24 protein-coding genes and 1 pseudogene are annotated in these 24349 nt (G+C 54.7%); 12 read left to right on the top strand and 13 right to left on the bottom strand.

What is annotated here, in order from left to right:
• Nucleotides 1–179 precede the first annotated feature (179 nt).
• Both EL111_RS09035 and EL111_RS09030 read left to right on the top strand, forming a co-directional pair.
• Nucleotides 180–1688: a catalase gene (locus tag EL111_RS09035; protein ID WP_123794974.1), complete on the top strand. Its 1509-nt coding sequence runs from the start codon at nt 180–182 to the stop codon at nt 1686–1688.
• Between the two features lie 699 nt (nt 1689–2387).
• Nucleotides 2388–3269 (top strand): prephenate dehydrogenase, encoded by an 882-nt coding sequence (locus tag EL111_RS09030; RefSeq protein ID WP_123794973.1) that lies wholly within the window; start codon nt 2388–2390, stop codon nt 3267–3269.
• 306 nt (nt 3270–3575) lie between these two features.
• Here EL111_RS09030 and EL111_RS09025 read toward each other — a convergent pair whose 3' ends face one another.
• Complete coding sequence (locus EL111_RS09025) at nt 3576–4733, bottom strand: NnrS family protein (protein WP_123794972.1); 1158 nt, start codon at nt 4731–4733, stop codon at nt 3576–3578.
• 217 nt (nt 4734–4950) lie between these two features.
• The gene (locus EL111_RS09020) at nt 4951–5328 is read right to left on the bottom strand and encodes a hemerythrin domain-containing protein (RefSeq protein WP_123794971.1); all 378 of its coding nucleotides are present in this window, start codon (nt 5326–5328) and stop codon (nt 4951–4953) included.
• Nucleotides 5329–5707: 379 nt separating this feature from the next.
• Here EL111_RS09020 and EL111_RS09015 point away from each other — a divergent pair, with 379 nt between their 5' ends.
• From EL111_RS09015 to EL111_RS08990, 6 genes are all read left to right on the top strand, one after another.
• The gene (locus EL111_RS09015) at nt 5708–6157 is read left to right on the top strand and encodes an Rrf2 family transcriptional regulator (protein WP_123794970.1); all 450 of its coding nucleotides are present in this window, start codon (nt 5708–5710) and stop codon (nt 6155–6157) included.
• Between the two features lie 399 nt (nt 6158–6556).
• Nucleotides 6557–7504, top strand: a complete 948-nt coding sequence (locus tag EL111_RS09010) for an energy transducer TonB (protein WP_123795147.1) — start codon at nt 6557–6559, stop codon at nt 7502–7504.
• A 67-nt stretch (nt 7505–7571) separates the two neighbouring features.
• Nucleotides 7572–8231, top strand: a complete 660-nt coding sequence (locus EL111_RS09005; RefSeq protein ID WP_123794969.1) for a MotA/TolQ/ExbB proton channel family protein — start codon at nt 7572–7574, stop codon at nt 8229–8231.
• Between the two features lie 3 nt (nt 8232–8234).
• On the top strand, nt 8235–8669 hold the full coding sequence (locus EL111_RS09000; protein WP_123794968.1) for an ExbD/TolR family protein: 435 nt from the start codon (nt 8235–8237) through the stop codon (nt 8667–8669).
• 138 nt (nt 8670–8807) lie between these two features.
• On the top strand, nt 8808–9050 hold the full coding sequence (locus EL111_RS08995; protein WP_123794967.1) for a hypothetical protein: 243 nt from the start codon (nt 8808–8810) through the stop codon (nt 9048–9050).
• 102 nt (nt 9051–9152) lie between these two features.
• A complete protein-coding gene (locus EL111_RS08990) occupies nt 9153–9926 on the top strand; it encodes a sulfite exporter TauE/SafE family protein (RefSeq protein WP_123794966.1) in 774 nt (257 codons plus the stop codon).
• Nucleotides 9927–9998: 72 nt separating this feature from the next.
• Here EL111_RS08990 and EL111_RS08985 read toward each other — a convergent pair whose 3' ends face one another.
• Entirely contained in the window at nt 9999–10802 is an 804-nt protein-coding gene (locus EL111_RS08985) for a carbon-nitrogen hydrolase family protein (RefSeq protein WP_126325856.1), read from the bottom strand.
• 202 nt (nt 10803–11004) lie between these two features.
• On the opposite strand from EL111_RS08985, the gene EL111_RS08980 reads away from it, so the two are divergent.
• Nucleotides 11005–11322, top strand: coding sequence for a porin (locus EL111_RS08980; RefSeq protein ID WP_123794965.1), 318 nt, complete (start codon nt 11005–11007; stop codon nt 11320–11322).
• A gap of 409 nt (nt 11323–11731) precedes the next feature.
• Here the strand turns inward: EL111_RS08980 and dxs are convergent, their stop codons facing one another.
• On the bottom strand, nt 11732–13624 hold the full coding sequence (gene dxs / locus EL111_RS08975; RefSeq protein WP_123794964.1) for a 1-deoxy-D-xylulose-5-phosphate synthase: 1893 nt from the start codon (nt 13622–13624) through the stop codon (nt 11732–11734).
• A gap of 307 nt (nt 13625–13931) precedes the next feature.
• Between dxs and EL111_RS08970 the strand changes: the two genes are divergently transcribed.
• The 3 genes from EL111_RS08970 to EL111_RS08960 all read left to right on the top strand — a co-directional run bounded on the left by EL111_RS08970 (nt 13932) and on the right by EL111_RS08960 (nt 16396).
• Nucleotides 13932–14471: an ACP-like domain-containing protein gene (locus EL111_RS08970; protein ID WP_123794963.1), complete on the top strand. Its 540-nt coding sequence runs from the start codon at nt 13932–13934 to the stop codon at nt 14469–14471.
• A gap of 116 nt (nt 14472–14587) precedes the next feature.
• Nucleotides 14588–15435 (top strand): IS630 family transposase gene (locus tag EL111_RS08965; RefSeq protein ID WP_126325855.1). Its coding sequence is split into 2 segments (ribosomal slippage): nt 14588–14903 and nt 14903–15435, totalling 849 coding nucleotides; the frame shifts between segments, so codons are not numbered across the junction.
• 610 nt (nt 15436–16045) lie between these two features.
• Entirely contained in the window at nt 16046–16396 is a 351-nt protein-coding gene (locus EL111_RS08960) for a hypothetical protein (RefSeq protein WP_123795609.1), read from the top strand.
• Between the two features lie 76 nt (nt 16397–16472).
• Here the strand turns inward: EL111_RS08960 and EL111_RS08955 are convergent, their stop codons facing one another.
• The 9 genes and pseudogenes from EL111_RS08955 to EL111_RS08910 form a co-directional block, all read right to left on the bottom strand.
• The gene (locus EL111_RS08955) at nt 16473–17246 is read right to left on the bottom strand and encodes a DNA adenine methylase (RefSeq protein ID WP_197717755.1); all 774 of its coding nucleotides are present in this window, start codon (nt 17244–17246) and stop codon (nt 16473–16475) included.
• Nucleotides 17247–17311: 65 nt separating this feature from the next.
• Nucleotides 17312–18137: pseudogene (locus EL111_RS08950) on the bottom strand (DNA cytosine methyltransferase).
• Complete coding sequence (locus EL111_RS08945) at nt 18103–18285, bottom strand: Com family DNA-binding transcriptional regulator (protein WP_123795608.1); 183 nt, start codon at nt 18283–18285, stop codon at nt 18103–18105. The pseudogene EL111_RS08950 and the gene EL111_RS08945 overlap by 35 nt, the downstream one beginning before the upstream one ends.
• Before the next feature lie 190 nt (nt 18286–18475).
• Nucleotides 18476–18946: a hypothetical protein gene (locus tag EL111_RS08940; RefSeq protein WP_123795607.1), complete on the bottom strand. Its 471-nt coding sequence runs from the start codon at nt 18944–18946 to the stop codon at nt 18476–18478.
• Between the two features lie 57 nt (nt 18947–19003).
• Entirely contained in the window at nt 19004–19750 is a 747-nt protein-coding gene (locus EL111_RS08935) for a DUF4376 domain-containing protein (protein ID WP_123795606.1), read from the bottom strand.
• A gap of 18 nt (nt 19751–19768) precedes the next feature.
• Nucleotides 19769–22126 (bottom strand): tail fiber protein, encoded by a 2358-nt coding sequence (locus tag EL111_RS10590; protein WP_162842980.1) that lies wholly within the window; start codon nt 22124–22126, stop codon nt 19769–19771.
• Between the two features lie 16 nt (nt 22127–22142).
• On the bottom strand, nt 22143–22721 hold the full coding sequence (locus EL111_RS08920; protein ID WP_123795605.1) for a phage tail protein: 579 nt from the start codon (nt 22719–22721) through the stop codon (nt 22143–22145).
• 3 nt (nt 22722–22724) lie between these two features.
• The gene (locus EL111_RS08915) at nt 22725–23876 is read right to left on the bottom strand and encodes a baseplate assembly protein (RefSeq protein ID WP_123795604.1); all 1152 of its coding nucleotides are present in this window, start codon (nt 23874–23876) and stop codon (nt 22725–22727) included.
• Nucleotides 23867–24244 carry a GPW/gp25 family protein gene (locus EL111_RS08910; RefSeq protein ID WP_123795603.1) on the bottom strand — a complete coding sequence of 126 codons (378 nt, stop codon included), beginning with the start codon at nt 24242–24244 and terminating at the stop codon, nt 23867–23869. Before EL111_RS08910 ends, EL111_RS08915 begins: the two co-directional genes overlap by 10 nt.
• Nucleotides 24245–24349 lie beyond the last annotated feature (105 nt).

The following is a 24349-nucleotide window of genomic DNA, read 5'->3' as shown; positions in this document are numbered from 1 at the left end:
GTTTCATAGTTTTAATAGAGAAAATTTTAGGTTATGATGTTTTTCATAGTTTGAAACAAAGGAGCAGGACGTGACGATTGAAGAATTATTCCATCAGGAAACCGGTTACGAATACGCTTTCCGACAAATTGTAAATTAAATCCCCGAAGTCTGTTTTATTCCTTATAAGGAGCAATACCATGAACAAATGTCCAGTTACCCACCTCACCATGAGCAACGGCGCACCCGTTGCCGACAACCAAAACAGCCTCACCGCCGGTTCGCGCGGCCCCTTGCTGGCGCAGGATTTGTGGCTGAACGAAAAACTGGCCGACTTTGTGCGCGAAGTGATTCCCGAGCGCCGTATGCACGCCAAAGGCAGCGGCGCTTTCGGTACTTTTACCGTAACCAACGACATCACTAAATACACCCGTGCCAAAATTTTCAGCCAAGTCGGCAAGAAAACCGAAATGTTCGCCCGCTTCACTACCGTGGCCGGCGAGCGCGGTGCGGCGGATGCCGAACGCGACATCCGCGGCTTCGCACTGAAGTTCTACACCGAAGAGGGCAACTGGGATATGGTGGGCAACAACACCCCCGTATTCTTCCTGCGCGACCCGCGCAAATTCCCCGATTTGAACAAAGCCGTCAAACGCGACCCGCACACCAATATGCGCAGCGCAACCAACAACTGGGATTTCTGGACGCTGCTGCCCGAAGCCTTCCACCAAGTGACCATCGTCATGAGCGACCGCGGCATTCCGAAGTCTTACCGCCATATGCACGGTTTCGGCAGCCACACTTACAGCTTCTGGAACGAAGCGGGCGAGCGTTTCTGGGTGAAATTCCACTTCCGCACCCGGCAGGGCATTGAAAACCTGTCTAACGAAGAAGCGGAAAAAATCATCGGCCAAGACCGCGAAAGCCATCAGAAAGACTTGTACGAAGCCATCGAACGCGGCGACTTCCCGAAATGGACCATGTATGTGCAGGTTATGCCGGAAGCCGATGCCGAAAAAGTGCCTTACCATCCGTTTGACCTGACCAAAGTATGGCCGAAAAAAGACTATCCGCTGATTGAAGTGGGCGAGTTCGAGCTGAACAAAAATCCGGAAAACTTCTTTGCCGATGTGGAACAATCAGCCTTCGCACCGAGCAACCTCGTACCCGGTATCGGTGCATCACCCGACAAAATGCTGCAGGCACGTCTGTTCAACTACGCCGACGCGCAACGCTACCGCTTGGGCGTAAACCGCAACCAGATTCCGGTGAATGCGCCGCGCTGCCCCGTACACAGCAACGCCCGCGACGGACAAGGCCGCGTGGACGGCAACTACGGCAGCACGCTGCATTACGAGCCGAACAGCTACCAACAATGGCAGGAGCAGCCGCAATTTGCCGAGCCGCCTTTGAAAATCAACGGCGATGCCGCACACTGGAACTACCGCGAAGATGATGCCGACTACTTCAGCCAGCCCCGCGCGCTGTTCAACCTGATGAGCGGCAAGCAGAAACAGGCCCTGTTCGACAATACCGCCGCCGCCATGGGCGATGCGCCGGACTTCATCAAATACCGCCACATCCGCAACTGCGTCAAATGTGATCCGGCTTACGGCGAAGGCGTTGCCAAAGCATTGGGTCTGACCGTTGCCGATGCAGAAGCCGCACGCGCCACCGATCCGGCACAAGGCAATCCGGGACTGCTGTAATGTGGTTGGAAATCGAAACCCTGTTAAGCGAGACTGCCAAGCGGTTCAAAAAACCGTCAGGCGCGGATAACCGTCTGGCAGGATAATAATCGGTTTTCCGTGAGACGGTAAACCGCCGAAACCCCGACAATCTTCAGGTTGTCGGGGTTTTTCTTTTTCGTGTGGAAACGGTGTGAAACGTGGTGTGTGGTTATTTCCTGCATTTATGATTATAGTCATTTAAAATAAGAATGCTACAGCGTTGCTTTGCCTTGCCGTACTATGTGTACTGTCTGCGGCTTCGCTGCCTTGTCTCATTCTTATTTTATTCGACTATATTTGATACGCCGCGATACGGCATTGTCGCTTTGCTCAAAGAGGGGGGCGGGAAGCCGAAAATCCGCTGCCCTGTATGCTTCGTGCCGTCTGCGGTTTGCTGAGTGTTCCGTAAAGTCCGAGACTTTTGCAAAATTCATTGCAAGGACTTGTGGGCGGGTTTGACACCGTCCGCTTGCTTGGGCTTTTGGAAGTTGTAACTTTTTCAAGGTATTAAATTTTCTGGCGGGTATAAAACCCGCCCCTGCCATCAGTTTGGGTACGCTTCCTGTTTTTGCCAAGGTCTCAAGCCGTCTGCAAAATGCTGAATTTGCAGACGGCTTTTCTTTCGGATTGCGTGCCAATCGGGTAAACTAGGCTTTTCCGTTTTGACAAAGCATATTTATGTCCGTCTCTCTCCCGCTCAAGCATATTACCCTGATAGGCGTTGGCCTGATCGGGGGATCGTTTGTATTGGATTTGAAACGCTTGGGGCTGGTGGAGCGTGTAGCGGGCGTGGATTTGAGCCGCGACAATCTCGAACGCGCGTTGGAGCGGAAGGTGATTGACGAGGCTTTTACCGAAATCAGCGAAGCAAGCATAGGCAATGCGGATTTGGTGCTGATTGCGACGCCGGTTTCAACGCTGCCGCAGATTTGCCGTGCCATCAAGCCTTTTTTACGGCAGGATACGCTGGTGTCCGATGTGGGCAGTACCAAGCAGTCGGCATTGGCGGCATTTGAATCTTATCTGCCCGAATTTCTTCCGAATTGTATTGCCACCCATCCGATTGCGGGTTCGGACCGTCATGGTGCGTTGGCGGCGCAATTTGGTTTGTATCAGGATAAAAAGCTGATTATTACGCCGCACGGCAGGGAACAGGCAGGCGGTATCGAGCGTGTGGAGGCGTTGTGGCAGGCGGTGGGCGCAAAAACTTTCCGCATGAGTGCGGCGGAGCATGATGCAATTTTCGCCGCGGTATCGCATTTGCCGCATTTATTGGCGTTTGCCTTTGTGCATGAAATGTTTGACCACCCCGACGGGCAGCGTTTTTTGCAGTTTGCCGCTTCCGGCTTTCGGGACTTTACCCGCATTGCCTCCAGCCACCCGGCGATTTGGACGGATATTTGTATGGCAAACAAAAACAGCCTGCTCGGGCTGCTGTCCGGAGTGGAAGCGCAGTTGGCGGTGTTGCGCGATATGTTGGAAAAGGGCGATACTGCGGCCTTGTACCGTTATTTTGAAGAAGCGAAAAACACGCGGGACGAATGGTTGAAAGGACAGTAAGCAGCTTTCGGCGGCAGTGGTCGAAACGGTGCAACGGAAAGTCTGAAGCAGGCAGGGTGGCGTGCTGAATATATAGTCGAATAAAATAAGAATGAGACAAGGCAGCGAAGCCGCAGACAGTACACATAGTACGGCAAGGCAAAGCAACGCTGTATCATTCTTATTTTAAATGACTATAACGCGCTTGTTCCGGTTTCGTAGGCAATATCGATAAAAAAGATACCGAAAGGCCGTCTGCAAAAAGCGATATGGAAATCATGGTTTCCATGCTTTTTGCAGACGGCCTTTTATCGTTTCAAATTATGGTCAACCCGGTTTGCCGTCTGCACGCGGGCGCAGCAGCCACGGGATATAACGCCATGCGTAAACCAGCAGGGCAGCAGCAAATAATACGGCGGAAGTCCGGATACTGTGGGTGTATGCCGTGCCGCTTGCAAAGGCGGCGAAAGCGCGTACCAGCGTGGCGGCAATCATCAGCCAAAATGCCACGGGTACGGATTTGGGCGGAGGGTAGATGGCATTGCCGGTATGCCCCAATGCGGTGCGCGCCATCATGCCGAGCGTGAGTACGCCGATACCGCCCACACCAATCAGGTGTATGCCCAAGCTGAGGTAGGAGGGAAACCAGTATGCCAGCCCTGTCGCACTCAAACCCAGTCCGGTAAAGAAGTAGCCGGCAAACAATATCCACAACATCGGCTCTTTCAATACGGCCGGATACCACCATCGGTACACCTGCACCATGCTGATGATGCCGGCGGCAAAGGCGGCCAGCGCGGCCAGCGGCAGCAGGATTTGGTGCGCCATCAGCATGGCGGCAATCATCGGCAGCCACAGCGAAGCGTGTCCCACCCATTGCGGGCTGGCGATTTGCGGCACGTTCAGGCGTTTGGCGGTAAAAAACGAAATAATCCGCATACCGACCAAGCCGATAAAGCCGGCAACCATCATCAAACCGGCCTGCAAGCCTTCCAGCATGGATTGTGCGTCAAACTGGGCAAGTTGGCGGTGGAACATCAAATGCGTTCCGCCCAAAACGAAAATGGCGAATACGGCAACATAATTGCGCTTGTTTTGGGTGCGGAAAACGGGTAAGGCCATGCACACGGCGGCATACCAGAAAAATATTGTGCCGAACACGCCGCCGGCTGCCGCCCCCCAGCCGGGAATAAATACGCAGATACGCGCCAGCAGCCAAAATACCGTTAAGCCGATTAATGCTTTGCCGCGTGTGGGCGGCTGCCCCGTCCAAGTGGCGACGGCGGTCAGCAGGAATGCGACAACGACCAAACCCGCATAACCCCAAATCATTTCATGGGCGTGCCAGAAAAAATTGGGCAATTCGGGCGTGCCGCGGTAGCCGAAGCCCCACAACAGCACCGACAATGCGCCGTATAGTGCGGCAAGCGAGTAAAACGGTCGGAAAGCCATTGCCCAAACAGGGTGCTTGAGGAGGGAAGTCATGAGTGAAATCCTTAAAAATAGTCATGTAATACAGAATGATGCGGCGTTGCCATACCTTGTCGTATGAATCTGTACCGCCTGCGGTTTTGCCGTTTTGCCTGATGTTGCGTGCTTCAACGATAATGCTGAATCTCGGCAAGTCGATGCGGGCAGGCAAATCGGGCAGTTTTGGCGATAAGGCCGTCTGCACCCTGCAAAAAAGCAGACGGCCTTGCCGCTATGCAGACGCTTCGGGCAGATACGGCTCGACGGCGGGGAACAGCTCGCGCTCTTCAAAGCGGGCGTGTTCGCGCAAAGTGGTGGCAAAATCAGTATTCCACGCTTCATCGGTATAGCGCGGCTCGGCCATCATGCCGCGCAGTTTGGCATGATCGTTTTCAAACCGCTCGCGCAAGGCAGGATCGATATGAGCCCAATACGGCGCAAACTGCTGCTCCTCTTCTTGGAAATGCACCGCCAGCTCGGCAGCATGCGGCTCGATTTCCGCCTGATGGCTTTCGGACGGCGCACGCAGAATCCGCAGGCACAGAGCCAGCGAATGATGGTGTTCGCGCGATAATTCAATCAGGGCGGAATGACGTTTGAGCGGTTTCATGGCGGATCCTCGGAATCATCAAAGCAGTCTGCCGGCTAGGAAATAAGGTTATCATCTTAATAATTCGGCGGCGGCAGATGGGGATATGATATAAAAAGATGCGGATAATACAAATAAATTCACATCGGATACTAGCTTAAATAATAAGTTTCATATATTATGAAACTTAGTGCAGCAGAAAGTCAAATATCCATGCCGTTTTCTGCTTCAAAACGGCAATCCGACTGTATTCCTGCCGGACAGAAGAATAAAATATAGTCATTTAAAATAAGAATGATACAGCGTTGCTTTGCCTTGCCGTACTATGTGTACTGTCTGCGGCTTCGCTGCCTTGTCTCATTCTTATTTTATTCGACTATAAATCAGAATAGGGCAAAAAATGTACCTGACCCAACATACCGATTATGGTTTGCGCGTATTGATTTACACTGCCGTCAACGACGATTCTTTGGTCAACATTGCCACCATCGCCGATACTTACGGTATTTCCAAAAGCCACCTGATGAAAGTGGTTACTGCCTTGGTAAAAGGCGGTTTTCTGACCAGCATACGCGGTAAGGGCGGCGGTTTGAAACTTGCCATGCCGCCCGAGAAAATCAACATCGGCGCGGTTGTCCGCCATCTGGAGCCGATGCAGCTTGTCGAATGCATGAGCGAAAACAACGAATGCCTGATTACGCCTTCCTGCCGTTTAACCGGTATTTTAAGCGGTGCGGTCAAAGCATTTTTCAATTATCTGGACGGTTTTACCTTGCAGGATTTGTTGAACAAACCGACTTGCGATTTGTTGTATTTTCCCAAAATCGACATCATGGTAGAAAGCGCCTGAACAGTGTAAGGCCGTCTGCAAAATGAGCGGTTTGCGGCAAAACGCTTGAGCGGCAAACCGTATCAGTGATATGCGTGGCCGAATGTGCCGGATTAAAGCCTTTGAAAGGTCGTTTGAAAATCAGTTTCAGACGGCCTTTTTTCATGAATCATCGGCAAACCGCAGGCGGTTGGCAGGCGTTTGTACAGCGGGCAACACCTGAACGCGGCGGTCAAAGTGTGTTGCATTAAAAATGCAGACGGCATATCGGTGGTTTGCTTGATGCCCAACAGGATTGCCGAGCGCCGCAGAGACTGTTTGGCAGAAAAAGACGGTTTCTCGATGGTATGGAAATGAAAAACCGCGCTGCCGCAGAAATAGATTGCAAACGTAAATAATTACTATTAATATATTGCGATGATGAAACATGAACAAATAATCAATCCTACCGTTGTGGCAGTGGTGGCACTTTTGCACATCGGACTGCTGGCATTGCTGTGGCGTGCCGTCCCGCTCCGGCAGGAGGTGATAGAGCACATCGAATTTATTGAATTGGGCGATTTCGGCGGCGGCAACGGCGCGGCGGAAGGTGCCGGTATGCCCGTTGCGGAGAAAGTAGCACTGCGTTCCGAGCAGCCTAAGCCTAAGCCCAAAACCAAAGCGGAGCAGCCCAAGCCCAAAGCAGCCGCACCGGAAAAGCCGGTTATCAAGCCGGTAATCAGTAAAAAAGCGGATGCCGACATACAGCAGCCAAAACCCGCTCCAAAACCGGCGGCCAAACCGAAACCGGCTGAAAAAGTTCCAACCGAAACCAAACAGCACAATACGCCCGAGCCCAAGCCCCAAGCAGAGCCTGCGCCGAAAGCGGAAAAACCTGCAGTGGCCAAACCCGAAGGCAAACCCGTATCGGCTAAAGCAGAAGGCAAACCGGCCGCCAAGTCGGACAATGCAGGCGGAGCAGGAGGCGGCGCAAACGAACATAAAGGCAGCGGCAGCGGTATCAAAGGCGAAGGCAGCGGCAGAGGAGAAGGTTCGGGCGGCGGCAGCGGCGGCAAAAAAGGCGAACACGGGGCAGGAAACGGCGGCAGCGGCGGCAGTGTAGGAAGCAGTAAAAGCAACCCGATAAAATCCGGCGGCAGTATCCCGAGACCGCCTTATCCGCCGTCGGCATTGGAAAACGGCGAAGAGGGTAGGGTTGTCTTGGAAGTGCTGGTTGCCCCGGGCGGTAAGGTGAACAGCGTAAAAGTGGTAAAAAGCAGCGGTTCGTCGAGCTTGGACAGAGCCGCACGCAATGCCGCGAAGAAAGGCGGTTTCAATGCCGCAGCATGGACGCTTTACACCATACCGGTCAATTTCAGTTTGAACTGATATGCCGTCTGCAAACAGGTATACCGACCCAATATTTCAATCCAACAGATGATTTTCGGAAAACAACATGAATTTAGCTTTAGTATTTGAATCAGGCGATTACGTTCTTATCGGCGTATTTTTGGTGATGGTGTTGATGAGCGTGGTAACGTGGAGCGTGGTTATCCTGCGTATCATCAAGCTGTATCAGGCCAAGCAGGGCAATACTGCCGCCAAGCAGGCAGTCATGGAATCGGCGTCGCTGGAAGAAGCGGCCAAGAAAGTGCAGGGCATGACCGCCCCAATCGGCACGTTGACCGCCGATGCCATCGCCGCCTACCGCAATTATCGGAACACTGAAGCCAAAACGCTGGCGGAAGCCCTGCCGCTCAACGAATATCTGGTGTCGCAAATCCGCAGCAGCATGAGCCGGAGTATGCGGCAGTTTGACGGCGGCATGACTTCCTTAGCCTCGATTGGTGCGACCGCGCCGTTTATCGGGCTGTTTGGTACGGTTTGGGGGATTTACCATGCCTTAATCAATATCAGCCAAAGCGGACAAATGAGTATTGCCGCCGTAGCAGGCCCGATTGGCGAAGCCTTGGTTGCCACCGCAGCCGGTTTGTTTGTCGCCATCCCCGCCGTGCTGGCCTACAACTTCCTCAACCGCAGCAATAAAACCATCAAACAGGACTTGGACGCATTCGCCCACGATTTGCACGTCCGCCTGTTGAACCAAAAGGATTAAGTCATGGCATTCGGTTCGATGAATCACGATGATGACGCACCCATGTCCGACATCAACGTTACGCCGCTGGTTGACGTGATGCTGGTGTTGTTGATTGTATTTATGATTACCATGCCGGTATTGACGCACTCGATTCCGCTGGAGTTGCCGACCGCTTCCGAACAGGCGGCGAAAAAAGAGCAGCAGCCCAAAGAACCGCTGCGTCTGACCATTGATGCCGAAGGCGCGTATTATATTGGCGCGGAATCCGGCGTCAAACTCAGCGCGGAAGACATTGCCGGACGCTTGAAAGAAGCCAAAGCCGCCAATGAAGACCTTATCGTTGCCATCGCCGCCGACAAATCGGTAGCATATGATTATGTCAACAAAGCCCTTGGCGCGGCACGGGAAGCCGGAATCAGCAAAATCGGTTTTGTTACGGAAACCAAAACGCAATAATCATGGCGATACAAACAAAGGCCGTCTGCAAAATACAGACGGCCTTTGCACAGATATGGCCGCTTCCATTCGGTTTGACAGGGCATTTCCGCGCCTTGACGGGCATTACCTGCGGTTTGCTGTTCGGCGGTTATTCACATGGCAGCAGTTATCAGGTTGGAGCTGCCCGTGTTTTGGGCGGATAAGTACCGACTGCTCTTAATCTTGCTCAAAAGGCCGTCTGCAAAAATACAGACGGCCTTTGCACGGATATGGCCGTTCCCATTTGGTTTGGTAGGGCATTTTCGCGCCTTGACGGGCATTACCTGCGGTTTGCTGTTCGGCGGTTATTCACATGGCAGCGGTAATCAGATTGGAACTGCCCGTGTTTTGGGCGGATAAGTGCCGACTGCTCTTAATCTTACTCAAAAGGCCGTCTGCAAATAGACGGTTGCAGACGGCTTTGTTAAACTGTTTGCCATTTGGCGGCAGCGCGGGCAAGCAATGGAAACGACACTTTATTTTCTGGTACTCATCGGCTTTCTGGCCGGACTAATGGACGCGGCAGTCGGCGGTGGCGGATTGTTGCAGATTCCCGGCCTGTTCAATATCCTGCCGCACCATACGCCGGTGCCGACCGTATTGGGTGTCGGTAAAGTCGCGTCGTTTTCCGGTACGGCAACGGCAACATGGCAGTATGTCCGCAAAATACCCGTGCCGTGGAAAATGTTGCTGCCTGCCGCATTGCTGGCTTTTGCTGCTTCGTATTTAGGCGCAAAATCCGTTGCGTATTTCCCGACGGAATACATGAAGCCGGTAATGCTGCTGATTATGCTGGCCATGTTTGCCTACACTTTTTGGAAAAAGGATTTGGGGCAAACCGTCCGCACCCGCGCATTAACCCGTAAGGAAACTTTATGGGGTTTGTTTTTCGGCGGACTTATCGGATTTTATGACGGCATTTTCGGCCCCGGCACAGGCAGCCTGTTGGCCTTTGTATTCGTACGTTTTTACGGCTACGATTTTCTGACGGCCAACGCTTCGGGCAAAGTCATCAACCTTACCACCAATTTTGCCGCGCTGACATTTTTCGTGCCAAACGGCCATGTTGTCTGGGCGTGGGCAGTTCCGTTGGCGCTGGCCAATCTGTGCGGCGGCATCATCGGGGCAAGGTTGGCGATACGCGGCGGTACGGTGTTTCTGCGCTACGGCTTTATGGCGCTGCTCTGTCTGATTATCGGCAAATTTGCTTGGGATTTGTGGGCGCAGACAGTTTGACCGCGCAAGAAAAGGCCGTCTGCAAAATCTTGCTTTCGGGATTGTTTTTGCAGACGGCCTTTGGCGTTTTGATCACAAAATACGGTGTTGCAGCGCGGGCAGGCGGGTGCGGACGCTTTGCAGGCGGGTGGCATCGAGTTCGGCGGTAATCACGCCTTCTCCTTCGGGGAGAACAGCAAGTACATCGCCCCAAGGGTCGATAATCATGCTGTGGCCGAATGTTCGGCGGCCGCTTTCGTGTATGCCGCCTTGCCCTGCGGCAACAATATAGCATTGGTTTTCTACCGCGCGCGCGCGCAGTAGCAGTTCCCAATGGGCTTTGCCGGTGGTGTAGGTGAATGCGGCCGGCAGCAGCAGAATGTCAAACGGCTGTTGGGCACGGAAAAATTCGGGGAAGCGCAAATCGTAGCAGGTGCCGAGTGCGGTTTTAATGTCATCGGCGCGGCAATCGGGAACGCTGGTTCCGGCGCTGATGGTGTCGGCTTCGGAATAGCGTTCGCTCAAGCCGGAAAAGCCGAATAGGTGCATTTTGTGGTAATGGTGAATCAGCTCGCCGTTGCGGTTGTAAACAGGCAGGGTGTTCATGACTTTGCCGGGGTCGGGGCTTTGCAGCGGAATCGTGCCGCCAAACAGGGTAACGCGGCATTCCCGTGCGGTTTCGCTTAATGCGTTTTGCAGACGGCCGTTGCCGAGGGTTTCGGCTATGGCGAGTTTGTCGGTGTCCTGCCGCCCCATTATCGGCCAGTATTCCGGCAGCAATACCCAATCGGCACCTTGGGCGGCGGCTTCGCGTACCAAGCGTTGCATGGTGCGGATATTGACTTCGGGATTGATGCCGGAAACCATTTGTATGGCGGCGGCGCGTAAGGTTTTCATCTGCTCTCCTTGTTGATACCGGTATTTGCCTGAATTATGATTTGTTTACGGGCATTCTGATTATATAGTCATTTAAAATAAGAATGATACGGCGTTGCTTTGCCTTGCCGTACTATGTGTACTGTCTGCGGCTTCGCTGCCTTGTCTCATTCTTATTTTATTCGACTATACTATCACACTTATTTTTTTCAGGAACCAAACGATGAAGATGATTTTTCTGCCTTTGCTGGTTTTTGCGGCGGCACCGGCTTGGTCGGACGTGCAGTGGTACGGTAAGGTGGCTGCGGGTGTGGAAGCGGCACAAATCCGTTTTGACGGGAAAAGTGCTTCGCAAAACGGCGTGGCGGATTTCGGCAGTCATGTTGGTTTGCGCGGCTCGTACCCGATAGGCGGGGGAGCGAATGTATTGTGGCAGTTTGAGCAAGATGTACCGACAGACGGTCGCTCCGACGGTTCGCTGCGGAAACAATGGCGCGAACGGAAAAACGGCGGGGAAAGTTTTATCGGTATCAGCCGTTGATTGATGTTTGACGGAAAATATAGTCATTTAAAATAAGAATGATACAGCGTTGCTTTGCCTTGCCTTGCCGTACTATGTGTACTGTCTGCGGCTTCGCTGCCTTGTCTCATTCTTATTTTATTCGACTATAAATTGCTTCAAGGCAGAGACCTTTGCACCATTCATGACAAGGGTTGGTAGGGGCGGGTTTGATACCCGCCTGCTTGCTTGGTTTTTTTGAAGTGGTAGCTTTTTCAAGGTATTCAATTTTCGGGCGGGGGTAAAAACTGCCCTACCGTCAGTTTGGGTTTGTTTCCTGTTTTGACAAAGGCATCAGGCCGTCTGCAAAACAGCATGAATGCTCACGGCATTGATTTCATGCGTTTTGCAGACGGCCTTTTGTTGTGTTTCAGAGATGGCGGCGAGGGTATTACAGCGATTGCTGCCAAGTGCTGATGCGCTGCCGCATGGCTGCTGCGCTCAAGCCCAAGTCGTCCAAGAGCTTGTCGGCGGCACCGTGTTCGGTAACGACATCGGCTACGCCAAGCAGCAGCACCGGCTTGCAGATGCCGTGTTTCGCCAATACTTCCAATACCGCGCTGCCCGCGCCGCCTTGTTCGGCGTTTTCTTCGGCGGTAACGATATAGTCGTGCGACTGCGCCAATTCGAGAATCAGCTCTTCGTCCAGCGGCTTCACAAAGCGCATGTCGGCAACGGTGGCATCCAGTGCGGCGGCGGCCTGCAGGGCGGGCTGAACCATGCTGCCGAAGGCGATGACGGCGGTCCGGCTGCCACGGCGTTTGATGATGCCTTTGCCGACGGCTACCGTATCGAGGCCGTCTGAAACCGTTGCGCCGCAACCCGAACCGCGCGGATAGCGCACCACGCTCGGCGTGTCGAGACGGTAGCAGGTGGAAAGCAGCAGACGGCATTCGTTTTCGTCGCTGGGTGCGGCAATCACCATATTGGGTATGCAGCGCAAAAAGCTCAAATCGTACAAACCTGCATGTGTCGGACCGTCGGCACCGACGATGCCGGCGCGGTCGACGGCAAACATGACCGGCAGGTTTTGCAGGGCAACGTCATGCACCAGTTGGTCGTAAGCGCGTTGCAGGAAGGTGGAATAAATCGCCACCACCGGTTTTGCGCCTTCGCAGGCCAAGCCGCCCGCAAACGTGACGGCGTGTTGTTCGGCGATGCCGACATCGAAATAACGGTCGGGAAACTGCTGCTCGAACGCCACCAAGCCGCTGCCCTCGCGCATAGCGGGGGTAATGGCGATAAGGCGGGAATCTGCCGCTGCCTGATCGCACAGCCATTGGCCGAAAACCTGCGTATAAGTGGGCTTTACCACGGCGGCAGGTTTGTTTTCAGACGGCATGCCGTCTTTGGGCAGGTTGGCCACGGCGTGGTATTTGACCGGGTCGTTTTCCGCCAGTTTGTAGCCGTTGCCTTTTTTGGTGATGACGTGCAGAAGCTGCGGGCCTTTTTTGCCGCGCAATTCTTTCAATACGCCGACGAGTTGCACGACATCGTGGCCGTCCACGGGGCCGGTGTAGTCGAAACCGAAGTTTTCAAACAGCGACAGCGATTGTTTGACATGATCGGCTTCGCTGGCCAGCGATTTGATTTTGTGTTCGACTTTTTGGGCGATTTCCATCGCACCGGGCAGTTTGTCCAAAACTTTGCTGGATTGCGCCTTGATGGTGGAGAGCAGGCCGTGCATATCGCGCACGACGTTGCTGGCCAGATATTTCGGCAGCGCGCCGACATTGGGGGAAATCGACATTTCATTGTCGTTGAGGATAACCAGCAAATCCACATCCATATCGCCCGCACAGTTGAGTGCTTCAAAGGCTTGTCCGGCAGTCATCGCGCCGTCGCCGATGATGGCGACGCTGCGGTTGGACTTGCAGGCCAGTTTGTCGGCAACCGCCATGCCCAGAGCCGCACCGATGGAAGTGGAGGAATGCCCCACGCCGAATGCGTCGTATGCCGACTCGCTGCGCTTGGGGAAACCCGCCAAGCCGCCGTATTGGCGCATGGTGTGCATCTGGTTTTTTCGGCCGGTCAGGATTTTGTGCGGATAGCTCTGGTGGCCGACATCCCACACCAGTTTGTCGTTCGGCGTGTCGTACACATAATGCAGGGCAACGGTTAATTCGACGGCGCCGAGGTTGCTGGCGAAATGCCCGCCGGTTTTGCCGACGGACTCCAACAGAAAGCTCCGCAATTCGGCGGCCAGCTGCGGCAGCTGTGCTTTATCCAGCGCGCGCAACTGTGGCGGCGTATCGATTAAATCCAATAACGGGGTGTGGCTCATGGCAGATTCTTTATCAGTATGGCGGGGCTGATACGGTAGGGCGGTTCAGCCGTGTATGTTATCTTTTCCTGCGGTTTGCGCGGTGGGCAAACGGTCGGTTTTTCGGGTCATTATAGCAAGAGATTACGGTTTGACGGAAAAATAGTCTGCTTGAGTATGGAATATAAGGGTAAGCGCGGTAGCGGTCAATTATGCCGTCTGCAAAACGGCATTTTGCAGACGGCATAGGGGCATACGGCAGGTGTAAACTGCGGCGGCTTCGTGTTACACTCGCTTGCATTGAGATTGATACATGGTGGAATGGCTCATGAAGCAGATGATTTCTTTGGCTGTTGTGGTCTTGTTGGCGGCGTGTAGTGCGGGTGATGACGGGCAGAAAGTTGCAGCGTCGTCTGCTTTGCCGGATACCGAAGTGCAGACGGCAGCTTCAGAATCGGTTGTTGAAATGCCGAAGTCGGAGGCTGCTTCGGATATTGCTGCCTCTGCGGCGGAACAGAAGACTGCGGAACAGACTTTGTCTGAATTGAATCAGGCGAAGTGGCAGAGTTACCGCTGTGAAGAAGGTAAAATCGAGGTGCGCTATTATCAGAGCAGCGCGGGGGTAGCAGCGCAAGTTAAATTTCAAGGTACTACGTTTACCGCGCCGTACAGCCCCGAGTTGAGCAATGAGGATTTGACCGCGTTCAGCAACGGCAATGAAACATGGACCATCGGTAAAGAGTTCGGCCAAGATTATTACCGCGAGGCAAACGGTTTTCTGGTGCGCCACGAGCAGTTTGACAGCGCGGAAGGCGAACAGATTGTCGATAATTTGCTGGTGCAGGAATGTACGCCCGAAAGCAAATAGGAGTTTGTTTGGTGAGTGTCGGCCTGACGGCGGCAGGTTTGCAGAGGCTGCCGTTTTTTGAATTTATAGTAATTTAAAAATAAAACAGTACAATTTTGATTTATTTTGAGTAAAAAATGGCATATTCAATAGATTTGCGGGAAAAAGCATTGAACCATTACAAGCAGTGTAATAACGCCAGCCAAACAGCCAAGACCTACGGCATATCAAGAAATACACTCTATCTTTGGATACAACTGGAAAAGCAAACAGGCAGCCTGAAACATCAAGTGAAAGGACAAAATGCTGCCAAGCTGGATACAGGAAAACTCAAACAATATGTCGGTCAGAATCCTGATGCCCATTTACATGAAATCGCCCAAGTGTTTAACTGCACAGCCCAAGCTGTTTTTTATGCACTCAAAAAGCTGGGTATCACACGTAAAAAAAGACCACCACTTACAGAGAACAAGACCCTTCGAAAGTAGCGCATTATTTAGCCCGATTAGCTCAATTTTCGGATTATCAACCGGTTTATTTGGACGAAACAGGATTCGATACCTATTTCTTTCGCCCCTACGCCCGCAACCCCAAAGGGCAAATGGTTAAAACCAAGATAAGTGGGAAGAAATATCAACGGTTGTCATTGGTTGCTGCACAAATCGGGCAAAAACTGATTGCACCCATGGTTTATCAAAACACCATGACCAGTACTTTTTTTGAAGCATGGTTTGAAACCATGCTGTTACCTGATTTGACACCAAAATCATTGATTATTTTAGATAATGCAAGATTTCACAGAATAAGTATTTTGCAAGAGATGGCACATCGTTGCGGACATGAAATTCTACCGCTTGCACCTTATTCTCCCGAATTGAATCCGATAGAGAAAACATGGGCAAATATTAAAAAATATATGCGTTCGGTTTTGCCCGGTTCAGATAATTTTACTGCTGCATTAATGTCCTATTTTTATTTTAATTAACTATATATTTATTTATAGTCGAATAAAATGAGAATGAGACAAGGCAGCGAAGCCGCAGACAGTACAGATAGTACGACAAGGCAAAGCAACGCAGTATCATTTTCTTTTTAAAAGACTATAATTATTTGATTTGTTTGAATAAAGATATATTGAGTTAACGCAATATCAAGCAAAGCCGCAGCAACGTCGTATCATGCGGTTAAACAGCTCTAACGGTAAAAGCCGTCTGTAAACAGTTGTCTTAACCATTTACAGACGGCTTTTTGCTTGGCTTTGGGATTTTACAGACGGCTTTTGCCGATGAAAGGCCGTCTGCAAATTTCTTGTTCGCCTAACAGCGCAATATCTGCCACCGCATTCATCTGCCGCCGGTTGGTTGAGCAGGTTCAGGTAGTTTTGTTTGACGGCGGCATTGTGAAGCCGCGCGCGAAAAATCTCCGTATTTTTTGAGATAAATCGTTTTTGATTTTGTTGACTATGTGCAATAAAGTTGCAATTCCTGCCGGACAAAGGCAGGAATTTTTATTTATGCCGGAACAAAGCAATCGGGTTGCTCGGCTTTGGGGAGGATGTACGGCATCATGTGTCTGACTTAAATAAGGAGCATGATATGAATATCCCGCAAACCCAAAATGAAGATTATGGTTTTTTCGGTACGGTCGCCCTGCACCATGACGAGCCGCAGGAGTTGTGGAATGCTGCGGTACTTGGGATTGCGGCGGCAACCGGCGAATCTCTCGAAGATGCGGCTTTGTTTTTGGATACGCGCCACGGGCGGCATTTTGCGGATGATGTGGTGGGTGGTTTATTAAACGGTTTGGATGGGCGTGCTGCGGTGGCTGCGGCGGTGGACAGATGGCTGGACTGGTCGTTCGGCAAGGAACTGGCTCGGGAAACGGGGTTGCCTGCGGGTACGCCTTATTTGCACGGGTTGGTTGTTGTTGTGGCGGCGTGTCATTGATAAGGGGCGGAGAATATAGAATCGAGACAACAAAAGCGACGGCGGCGTCGCTTTTGTTTTGTCTGTTGCAGACGGCCTACCAGTTGCAGATGACCAGTTCGCCGCTGGTTTTGGGCGTTTTGTCACGGGAAACGCTGTAGGCCAACTCCAGTCTTTCGGTACGGAAGTCTTTGAACAGTTCTCTGATGTCGGGATGGTCGTTGATGGAGAGCATGGCTTTGCCTTTGCTCCCGGCCATCATTTTGGCCAGCAGTTCGTATTGCGGCCAATCGAAGGCGCGGTCGTAGCCTGCAGTCTGCCAGTACGGCGGGTCGAGGTAGAAGAAGGTGTGTTCGCGGTCGTAGCGTTTGAAGCATTTGTCCCACGCTTCGTTTTCGATGATGACGCCGCCCAAGCGTTGCTGTGCGGCTTTCAGACGGCCTGCGATGTCGGCGGCGTTCCATGCGCGGGCGGTGGTGGCGGTACCGAAATGTTGGCCGGCGGTTTTGCCGCCGAAAGCGTTGTGTTGCAGGTAGAAGAAGCGTGCGGCGCGTTGGATGTCGGTCATCGCTTCGGGCGGTGTGGATTGGAGACGGGCGAATACTTCGCGACCGGTCAGTGTCCACTCGAATTGGCGCACGAACTCGTCGAAATGGTGCTGCACCACGCGGTAGAGGTTGATAAGCTGGCCGTTGATGTCGTTGAGCACTTCGGCTTTGGCGGGTTCGGGGCGCAGAAAGAATAAGGCTGCGCCGCCGCAGAAGGGTTCTACATAGCAGGTATGTTCGGGAAACATGGGCAGCAGGCGTTTTGCCAGACGGCGTTTGCCGCCCATCCACGGGATAATCGGCAGGGGTGTGTCGGTACGCATATCGTATCTTCCTTATCTTAATATATAGAGAGAGGAAGACGCTCGAGGCGTTCGATAGGATTCAATCAGAATGTTTTGATGAGTTTTTCGGCAATCCAGTGGGCGACTTGCGGACAGACGGCGTTTCCGGCAGCCCGAGCTTCCGCAGCGCCGGCCGCATCCAGTCCCCGTCGAAGCCCATAATCCTCAGCCTCTCGCGCCCGCTCAGCCATCTTATCCCTGCTGTCGGCGACAGCGACGACATTTCCGCCCGAGAGGTCGATACTTGTCCCGTCGCGGAAACCTGCAAGCAGCGTAGGATGAGCGTCCGCCCACGGACTGCCCGCTTCCGTCTGGCCAGATAGGCGTTCCATTGGTCCGGCATCACCCAGCAGCTCTGCGGGGGGCAGCTCTCGAAGACCTGCGACCACGAATACTCTGCGGCGTTTTGTGGGGACTCCGAAATAACGGCTGTCCAGCACGCGCCAGTATCCCACATACCCGCATTCGGCAAGCGTTTCAAGGACTGTTTGGAAGTCGCGGCCATCGTTTGAAAAGAGCAGACCGGCGCGGTTGAAGGGCTTGCACGATACGCACCGCGTCGAAGAACAGACCCGTGCGTTCTCCGGCAAGGCCGCGCCGTTTGCCCATTTGTGAAACGTCTTGGCAGGGGAAGCCGCCGACGACAACATCGACGGCAGCAAGCTCCTGCAGGCAGGTGCGCACGTCTTCGTGCTGTCGGGCATGGGGGAAGCGGTCGGCGAGTACGGCGCGGCAGACGGGGTCGATTTCGACCTGCCATGCTGTCTGAAATCCGGCTTGCTCGAAGCCGAGGTCGAAGCCGCCGATGCCGGCAAAGAGGCTGCCGACGGCGGGTTTACCGGTTTGGAGTTCGGATGGTCGGGCATTCATGGTTTCCTTTCGGGTCACGATGCTCGACGGCATTCCCGGTTGTTAAAGAGCGGCAGCTGTTGGTTTCCTTGCAGCGCGGGCATTTGATTTCGAAGTCGCCGCTGCCGACGGCCAACAGTTTGTTACAGTTTTTGCAACGGAATTGCATTTTTTGGTGTCTCCCACATTGGTTAGTGATACAATCCGCCCTGCCTCGCGAGGTGGCGGCTTAGGTCAATGCAGGCTTACTCTGCTCGGCCGGCGCGGTGGGTGCTCCAACACCTGCCGCGTTGCCGTCTTTCCGTTAAGAAAGCCCTGTCAGTTTGACAGGGCTTTTGCTTTGGAGCTTTTAAAGCGGTTTAAAAATCGGGTTGCCGCATCCGTGCCGCCAGCGCGTTCGGGCTGTACGTCCACGCTCCGGGCAGGCGTAATGCCCGGGCGCACCATTCGGAGCAGAACCAGCGGGTGCCGCTTTGGCGCAGGCGCAATACCGTGCCCAATGCGCCGCGCCAGTCGTAGCCCGCACCTCGGGTTTGTTCGTACAGATATGCGGCATGGGCGGCGGTTTCGGGCGGCAGCGGGATTAAGTCCCATTTTGCAGACGGCAGCGGCATGGTTTTGAGGCGCACGCCGCCGTCGCGCACGGAGCTGGAGTAGCAGCGGTATTGTCTGCCGCCGTCCGATACGGCAATCTCGCAATGGCTGTACGGCCCGCGCGTGAACAGGCGGATCAGGTAGTCGGCGGTGCGGGCTTTGAGGTACGGCCACGCGTTTTGCCAGCCCGTCCAGTCGCGGCCGCCTTTGTAGCAGGCCAGATAAACTCGGGTCATGTCGGTTTCCTTTGTTTTTTTAGGTGGTGTCGGGCAGAAATGCCCGACCTACGGTTTTCAGGCCGTCTGAATATCGGGGGCGGCCGACCAACCGCCGGAGAAGTCGTATTCTTCGGGCTTGTCGGCCTGCAACATGGCGGTGCGGTGGCGTTCGGCGTTGGCAAAGTCTGCCTGCTCCGCCGTTAAAAGCGTCATGGAAAGTTCGTCCAGCAGCGGCTTGGTCATCTGTACGAAGCTGCCGTCGATGGTTTTCCATTGCAGGTTGTCGGGCAGCGCGGGCAAGGTGCGTAAAAAGATGTACTGCTGGCGGCTGGGCGCGTCGCTGTGAAACCATTTCTGCACGGATGCGACGTACACGCCCGACTGCACGGCTTCGCTGCGGCGCGTTTTGATGCGTTCCCATGCGGCGGCTTGCAGCGTGGCTTTTTTGGCGGCCTGTTTGTCGGGGTCGGGCTGCCACTGTTTCTTTTTAGCGTTCCACTTGTGACACTCCGACGGGCGCAGCTCGAGCGTGAGGCCGTCTGAAAGCGCACCGGCTTTTTCGATGATGACGGCTTCGCCGGTGGCGGTGTCGTAGGCGGTTTGGCCGCGGTGGTCATCGATAAAGTCCCAGCCTTCTCCGTTCCATTTGGCGGCTTTGCCTGCGGGGATTTCGGACGGGGCTTCGGCTTCGATGCAGCCTCCGGGGACAAGATAGCTGCCGTCTTTGGCGTAAACGTCCAGTTCGGCTTCAGTTTGTCCGATATAAATGCCTTCAGAGTCAAGCTGGCAGACGGGTTTGGTCCATTGGATTTGGGTGTTCATGGTGTCGTCCTTTCGGGATTAGATTTTGATGATGGGCAGTAAAGCGATGTTGCGCGGGCGGGTTTCGGCAGCAGTACGCGCGGAGTTATTTACAGCCGGACCGATGATGGTGCGCGAAACCGCCCAACCACCGCCGGGAATGGCATTACTTTTGTCGCTGGACAAAAACTGCACTGCCCCGTTTACGATTTCTTCCCTGTTAACTTGGGCGCGCTGCAGGGTCAGTTCCGCAAACCATTGCTGCATGGCATCGGTTTGTACTGTGCCTAAAACACGTCCGACATCCACTCCTCGCCCATCATCCAAACAGCGGATAAACTCGCCGCGCAAATCGGGCAGGTTGAAGGTGGTCGAGCCGTTGCCTGCGCCGTAATGCGTACCGATGGCGGCGAACAGTTTGGCGTAGGTTGTACGGGAGACTGCCGCGCCGTTGCATTTGAGCCAGCCTGCGGGAGCATAAGCACCTGCAATGAAAGCAACTGTGCCTGCCGGACCGGCTAAACCGGCTGCGGTTTCGGCTGCCGCCGCTTTGTCGTAGGCGGTTTTGACGGCGCGGCTGGTGGCGAGTTTGGACGTGTCGTTCAGGTTTACCGCATCGGAGCGGTCGGAATACAGCATGATTTTGTCGTTGCTGTATGCGAGCGTGCCGTCGTCTTTGAGTTGCAGGGCTTTGTTGCTGGTGCGGTTCATCAAATAGGTATCGGCAGCACCAACGCCTATTTCGGCAAGGCGGCCGGAACGGTCGATTTTCAGCATGCCGCCGCTCAATGTTTTCACGCCGCCTATTGTCTGATTGCCTGTGAGCATCACGCCGTTTTCTTCGGTCAGCACGGTTTTCATGCCCTGATACACGCCGTCTTTGTCCCACGAAGTGGTGTACAAACCGAAGTTGCCGCCGTAGGCAAAACCGATACCTCGGGCGTAGGCATTGTTTGTGTAAGACGGGTGGGCGATGTGGATTTCCATCGGCGACGTGTTTTTGCCGTCGATTTGTGCGCCGTTGCCGCGATAGAAGCCGGTTTGGGCGTAGCCGCCGCTTTGGTCGTCGTAGTAGTTAATGGTTTGCAGATAAGGCTTTTCAGCAGTAATACGCGCATTGACCCAACTCTGATACGCTGCCGTCTCTCCGCCCTCTACGCGCGGAAAAGCTACGCGGCCGACTTCGGAACCGCCTCCCGCACCGTTGAAGACGAAGTTAAACCGTGCGCCGTTCGCATTGTTACCGACAGGCTCCGCTTCAAACCGCCAGAAGCTGCCGTCCGGATTGGTAAAACGCAGTTTTTCCCATGCATTGCGCTGGATATTGAGTACGCCGTTAGTCAGGGTTTGGTTGCCACTGTTGCCAAGTTTGCCGTCGGTTAAGCCTTTTAAAGCCTTACCCTGTGCGGCTGTCAGTGCTTCAACCGTACTGTCCGAAGTCAGGCTGTTGTTCAGTTTGACGATGCCTGCCTGTGTGGTGCTGGCCTTATCGACGGCATGGCTGTGGGTGTTGCTGCCGACACTGTTGGTACTGGTTGCGCCGATACTTGACGGTATGCCGAGTGTCAGGGTACGGCTTTGACTCAAATCGCCGCCACCGGTCAGACCGTTTCCGGCATTCATCACGACGGATTGGGCGGCTTTGTCGCTGCCGAGTTGCTTCCATGCGTTCCAGCCGCTGCTGCCCGATGTTTGGGTGCGCGTCCAAATACCCGTATTGTTGTACGGGATATAGACTTGTGTACCGCCTGCCACGGCGGGTAAAACAAACAACGTACCCGCGTATTGCACGGGATAATTCAGCCCGGGCAGCGAGCGTGCATTGGCCGACTGGTGCCATACGCCGGTTTGGTCGGGCGCGCTCAATCCATTGAGGTTTTGGGTAGCGGGGATTTCGCCGCGCAGCTTGAAGCTGCCGTCTGATACGCCGTCAATCAGGGCTTTGAGGGCTTTGCCCTGTGCAGCGGTCAGGGCTTCGTCGGCAGCGGTGCCGGTCAGGGTGTTGTTGAGCTTGACGATGCCTCGTGCAGAGGTGGAGGCGCGTGGCAGCTTGTGGCTGTGGGTATTGCTGACGGATTCGCTGGTGCTGTTTTCGGTCAGGTCGGACGGTGTGCCGAGCGAGAACGAGACGTTGCCGCCCAGCGTGCCGCCACCCGTCAGCCCCGCGCCTGCGGTCAATGCGGTGGTTTTGCGGGCGTAGGCGGCATCGGCGGCGGTTTTGTTGCTGCCTATGCTCTGTACGGCTTTCGCCAGCTCGGTTTTGAGCCACAGGGTGCGGTTGGCCAGCTCGCGCGTGGGGCGGTTGTCGATGCCGTTGGGGCCGCCCATCACGGGGTCGGAGGTTTCAAACTGGTAAATGCCCGCTTCCCAGCGGTTGGTTTCTACTAGGTTTGCCATGTTTTCTTTCCTTGTGTTACGCCGTGCCGCGGTTGAAGCGGCCGTCGCGGGTGATTTTTCCGTTGTGGCGTACGGCGGATGCCTGATAGTCGAGCGCGGCCAGTACGCAGCGGGCGGGAGCGAAAGCGCGCAGGGTGTGGCGCAGCAGGGCTGCCTGTCCGTTGGTAACCGGGTGGCTCATGATGACGCGGTAGTGCGCCCAGCGGTCGCTGTGGCCGTGGGCGTAGCGGCCGTTGCGCGTGATTTCGCCGTCGTGCCGTTTGTTGCCCATGCCTTCGATGATTTCCACTTCGCCGAAGCCCAGCCGTCGCACAATTTCGCGGATGGCCCACGGCGTGCCTTTGTAGCGGTGCAGCTCGTACGCGCCTTTAATCAGACGGCGGCGGGCTTGGTCGGATTCCGCCAGCCAGTAGCCGTCCGCACCCAAAATGCTGCGGCTCTCGGCCAGCAGGTCCAGATGTTCGGGTGCAACCAGATGTACCAGCCGCGGCATGAGTTTCGCCGCTTCGATGTCGGACAGGCGCAAACCCAAGTCGGCCAGCATTTTGTAGCGTTGGTCGCGTTCGATGATGTCGGCGTAGGAGAGTTTGGCCACGGTTTACCCCTCCTGCTGCTGCGCGGCGGCGGTGATGCGTACCGACGTGCAGCGCGCCCATTGGCCGGATGCCACCACGCGCAGGGTCGGGGAACGCAGGATGACGTTGTACACGCCGTCTACTTTCAATGCCGTCTGAATATCCAGCGGTACGATGTCCAGCCCCAGTTTTTCACGTCTTGCGGCTTCGTATTCCGCCCATGCGCTTTTGGCGGCTGCAACGACTTTGTCGGGGTCGGCTCCGGTGTATAAAACCAGCTCGGCATCCAGCGCGTAATCCACCGCCGTCGGGGCGGCCACCGTAACCGAATCGCACAAGGGGCGGCGGCGTTCGGCGGATAAGGCTTCGCGTACTTGGTTCAGCAGTTCTTCGGACGGCATACCGGTTTTGGTCAGTACGGTTACGCGCACCTGCCCGCCGACGGGCTGGCCGTCTGCAGTTTTGGGGTTGTCGACGTACACGTCACAGATGGTTTGGTTGACGGCGCGGGCGAAATACTCATACGCACCCACGGGCCCGGCCACGCTGAAACTCTCGGGCGCGAGCAGGATGCGGCGGCGGTAGTCTTCGTCGCTTTCCACATCCGCGCCGCCCGACGGTACGGTAATGTTGGCGGCTTTGATTTCCACTCCGGCTGCGGGCTGTGTTTCCAATGAGTTGATTTGTCCGGCCGACCAGCCGTTGCCGATTGCGCCGCTCTGGGTGCAGACGGCCTCTACCGATGCTGTGGGGCGTTCGGCGGTCAGTACCGCCGCTTCTGCGGTGGCAAACGATACTTCGCCCGCCGATACCGGAGTGCCGGCCGGGATAAAGGCCGTCTGAATCCCTGCCAATGCCGCCGCATCCGCCGAAAAGCGGATGGTGCAGCGTGCGGCGGAAGCCTGCAGGCGCGGCGTGTTCACATCGTCGCCGCAGATGTCGAGCATCAGCCCCGTGGCAAAGCGCGGGTGCTGCTGGCGGTAGGCTTCGTTGAGTGCCTTGCGGGTCAGGGTTTCGCGGTAGGCATAGGTGTTAATCAGCAGCCGCTCGATATGAGCCGGTTGCAGGGTTTTGCCGCTGCGCGCTTCGTAATCGGCGATGGTTGCGGCCAGTACCGCCGCCAAATCGTCTTCCACCGCTTTTACGTCTTCGCGCTTCAGTTTGCTCAAATCCATGCCGCCGCCTCCAAATCCAAACCGGTGCGGTACACTTCGCCGCCCACATCGTCCGCCACGCGCCAATGCACGGTCATCACGATGTGCGGCGCATTACCGCCAAACGTTACCTCTTCCACTACCGCGCGTTGCTCCCATGTCTGCACCGCCCGCACCACTTCGCGCACGGCATTGGGGACAAACACGTCTTCCGGCGTATCGATGTAATCAAAATGGCTGCTGCCGAAATCGGGACGGGTTACGTCCGCACCTTTGCGGGTGGACAAAATGTTGTGAATGCACAGGCCGATGTCGTCCGCACCCTGCGTGATGCCGCTGCCGTCGGGGGCAATCTGCCAGTGGGTGGATACGGGGTGGTCGAAGCGCATAAAAAATCCCTGCAACTGAATAATCGGTTGCAGGGATTTTGGCAAAATGCCGTCTGAAAGGCTTTTAAACGGCTTTAAAGATTGCGTGGTTCTATCTGTTTGTAT

Origin of the sequence: Neisseria animalis, from assembly GCF_900636515.1 — a bacterium.
In the GTDB taxonomy this organism is placed as follows: domain Bacteria; phylum Pseudomonadota; class Gammaproteobacteria; order Burkholderiales; family Neisseriaceae; genus Neisseria; species Neisseria animalis.
This window is presented reverse-complemented; position numbering and strand designations above follow the sequence as displayed.

What these genes read in the sequence shown, in the direction of transcription:
- EL111_RS09035 (WP_123794974.1), top strand. Translation starts at nt 180, where the DNA reads ATGAACAAATGTCCAGTTACCCACCTCACCATGAGCAACGGCGCACCC.
- EL111_RS09030 (WP_123794973.1), top strand. Translation starts at nt 2,388, where the DNA reads ATGTCCGTCTCTCTCCCGCTCAAGCATATTACCCTGATAGGCGTTGGC.
- EL111_RS09025 (WP_123794972.1), bottom strand. Translation starts at nt 4,733, where the DNA reads ATGACTTCCCTCCTCAAGCACCCTGTTTGGGCAATGGCTTTCCGACCG.
- EL111_RS09020 (WP_123794971.1), bottom strand. Translation starts at nt 5,328, where the DNA reads ATGAAACCGCTCAAACGTCATTCCGCCCTGATTGAATTATCGCGCGAA.
- EL111_RS09015 (WP_123794970.1), top strand. Translation starts at nt 5,708, where the DNA reads ATGTACCTGACCCAACATACCGATTATGGTTTGCGCGTATTGATTTAC.
- EL111_RS09010 (WP_123795147.1), top strand. Translation starts at nt 6,557, where the DNA reads ATGAAACATGAACAAATAATCAATCCTACCGTTGTGGCAGTGGTGGCA.
- EL111_RS09005 (WP_123794969.1), top strand. Translation starts at nt 7,572, where the DNA reads ATGAATTTAGCTTTAGTATTTGAATCAGGCGATTACGTTCTTATCGGC.
- EL111_RS09000 (WP_123794968.1), top strand. Translation starts at nt 8,235, where the DNA reads ATGGCATTCGGTTCGATGAATCACGATGATGACGCACCCATGTCCGAC.
- EL111_RS08995 (WP_123794967.1), top strand. Translation starts at nt 8,808, where the DNA reads ATGGCAGCAGTTATCAGGTTGGAGCTGCCCGTGTTTTGGGCGGATAAG.
- EL111_RS08990 (WP_123794966.1), top strand. Translation starts at nt 9,153, where the DNA reads ATGGAAACGACACTTTATTTTCTGGTACTCATCGGCTTTCTGGCCGGA.
- EL111_RS08985 (WP_126325856.1), bottom strand. Translation starts at nt 10,802, where the DNA reads ATGAAAACCTTACGCGCCGCCGCCATACAAATGGTTTCCGGCATCAAT.
- EL111_RS08980 (WP_123794965.1), top strand. Translation starts at nt 11,005, where the DNA reads ATGAAGATGATTTTTCTGCCTTTGCTGGTTTTTGCGGCGGCACCGGCT.
- dxs (WP_123794964.1), bottom strand. Translation starts at nt 13,624, where the DNA reads ATGAGCCACACCCCGTTATTGGATTTAATCGATACGCCGCCACAGTTG.
- EL111_RS08970 (WP_123794963.1), top strand. Translation starts at nt 13,932, where the DNA reads ATGAAGCAGATGATTTCTTTGGCTGTTGTGGTCTTGTTGGCGGCGTGT.
- EL111_RS08960 (WP_123795609.1), top strand. Translation starts at nt 16,046, where the DNA reads ATGAATATCCCGCAAACCCAAAATGAAGATTATGGTTTTTTCGGTACG.
- EL111_RS08955 (WP_197717755.1), bottom strand. Translation starts at nt 17,246, where the DNA reads ATGCGTACCGACACACCCCTGCCGATTATCCCGTGGATGGGCGGCAAA.
- EL111_RS08945 (WP_123795608.1), bottom strand. Translation starts at nt 18,285, where the DNA reads ATGCAATTCCGTTGCAAAAACTGTAACAAACTGTTGGCCGTCGGCAGC.
- EL111_RS08940 (WP_123795607.1), bottom strand. Translation starts at nt 18,946, where the DNA reads ATGACCCGAGTTTATCTGGCCTGCTACAAAGGCGGCCGCGACTGGACG.
- EL111_RS08935 (WP_123795606.1), bottom strand. Translation starts at nt 19,750, where the DNA reads ATGAACACCCAAATCCAATGGACCAAACCCGTCTGCCAGCTTGACTCT.
- EL111_RS10590 (WP_162842980.1), bottom strand. Translation starts at nt 22,126, where the DNA reads ATGGCAAACCTAGTAGAAACCAACCGCTGGGAAGCGGGCATTTACCAG.
- EL111_RS08915 (WP_123795604.1), bottom strand. Translation starts at nt 23,876, where the DNA reads ATGGATTTGAGCAAACTGAAGCGCGAAGACGTAAAAGCGGTGGAAGAC.
- EL111_RS08910 (WP_123795603.1), bottom strand. Translation starts at nt 24,244, where the DNA reads ATGCGCTTCGACCACCCCGTATCCACCCACTGGCAGATTGCCCCCGAC.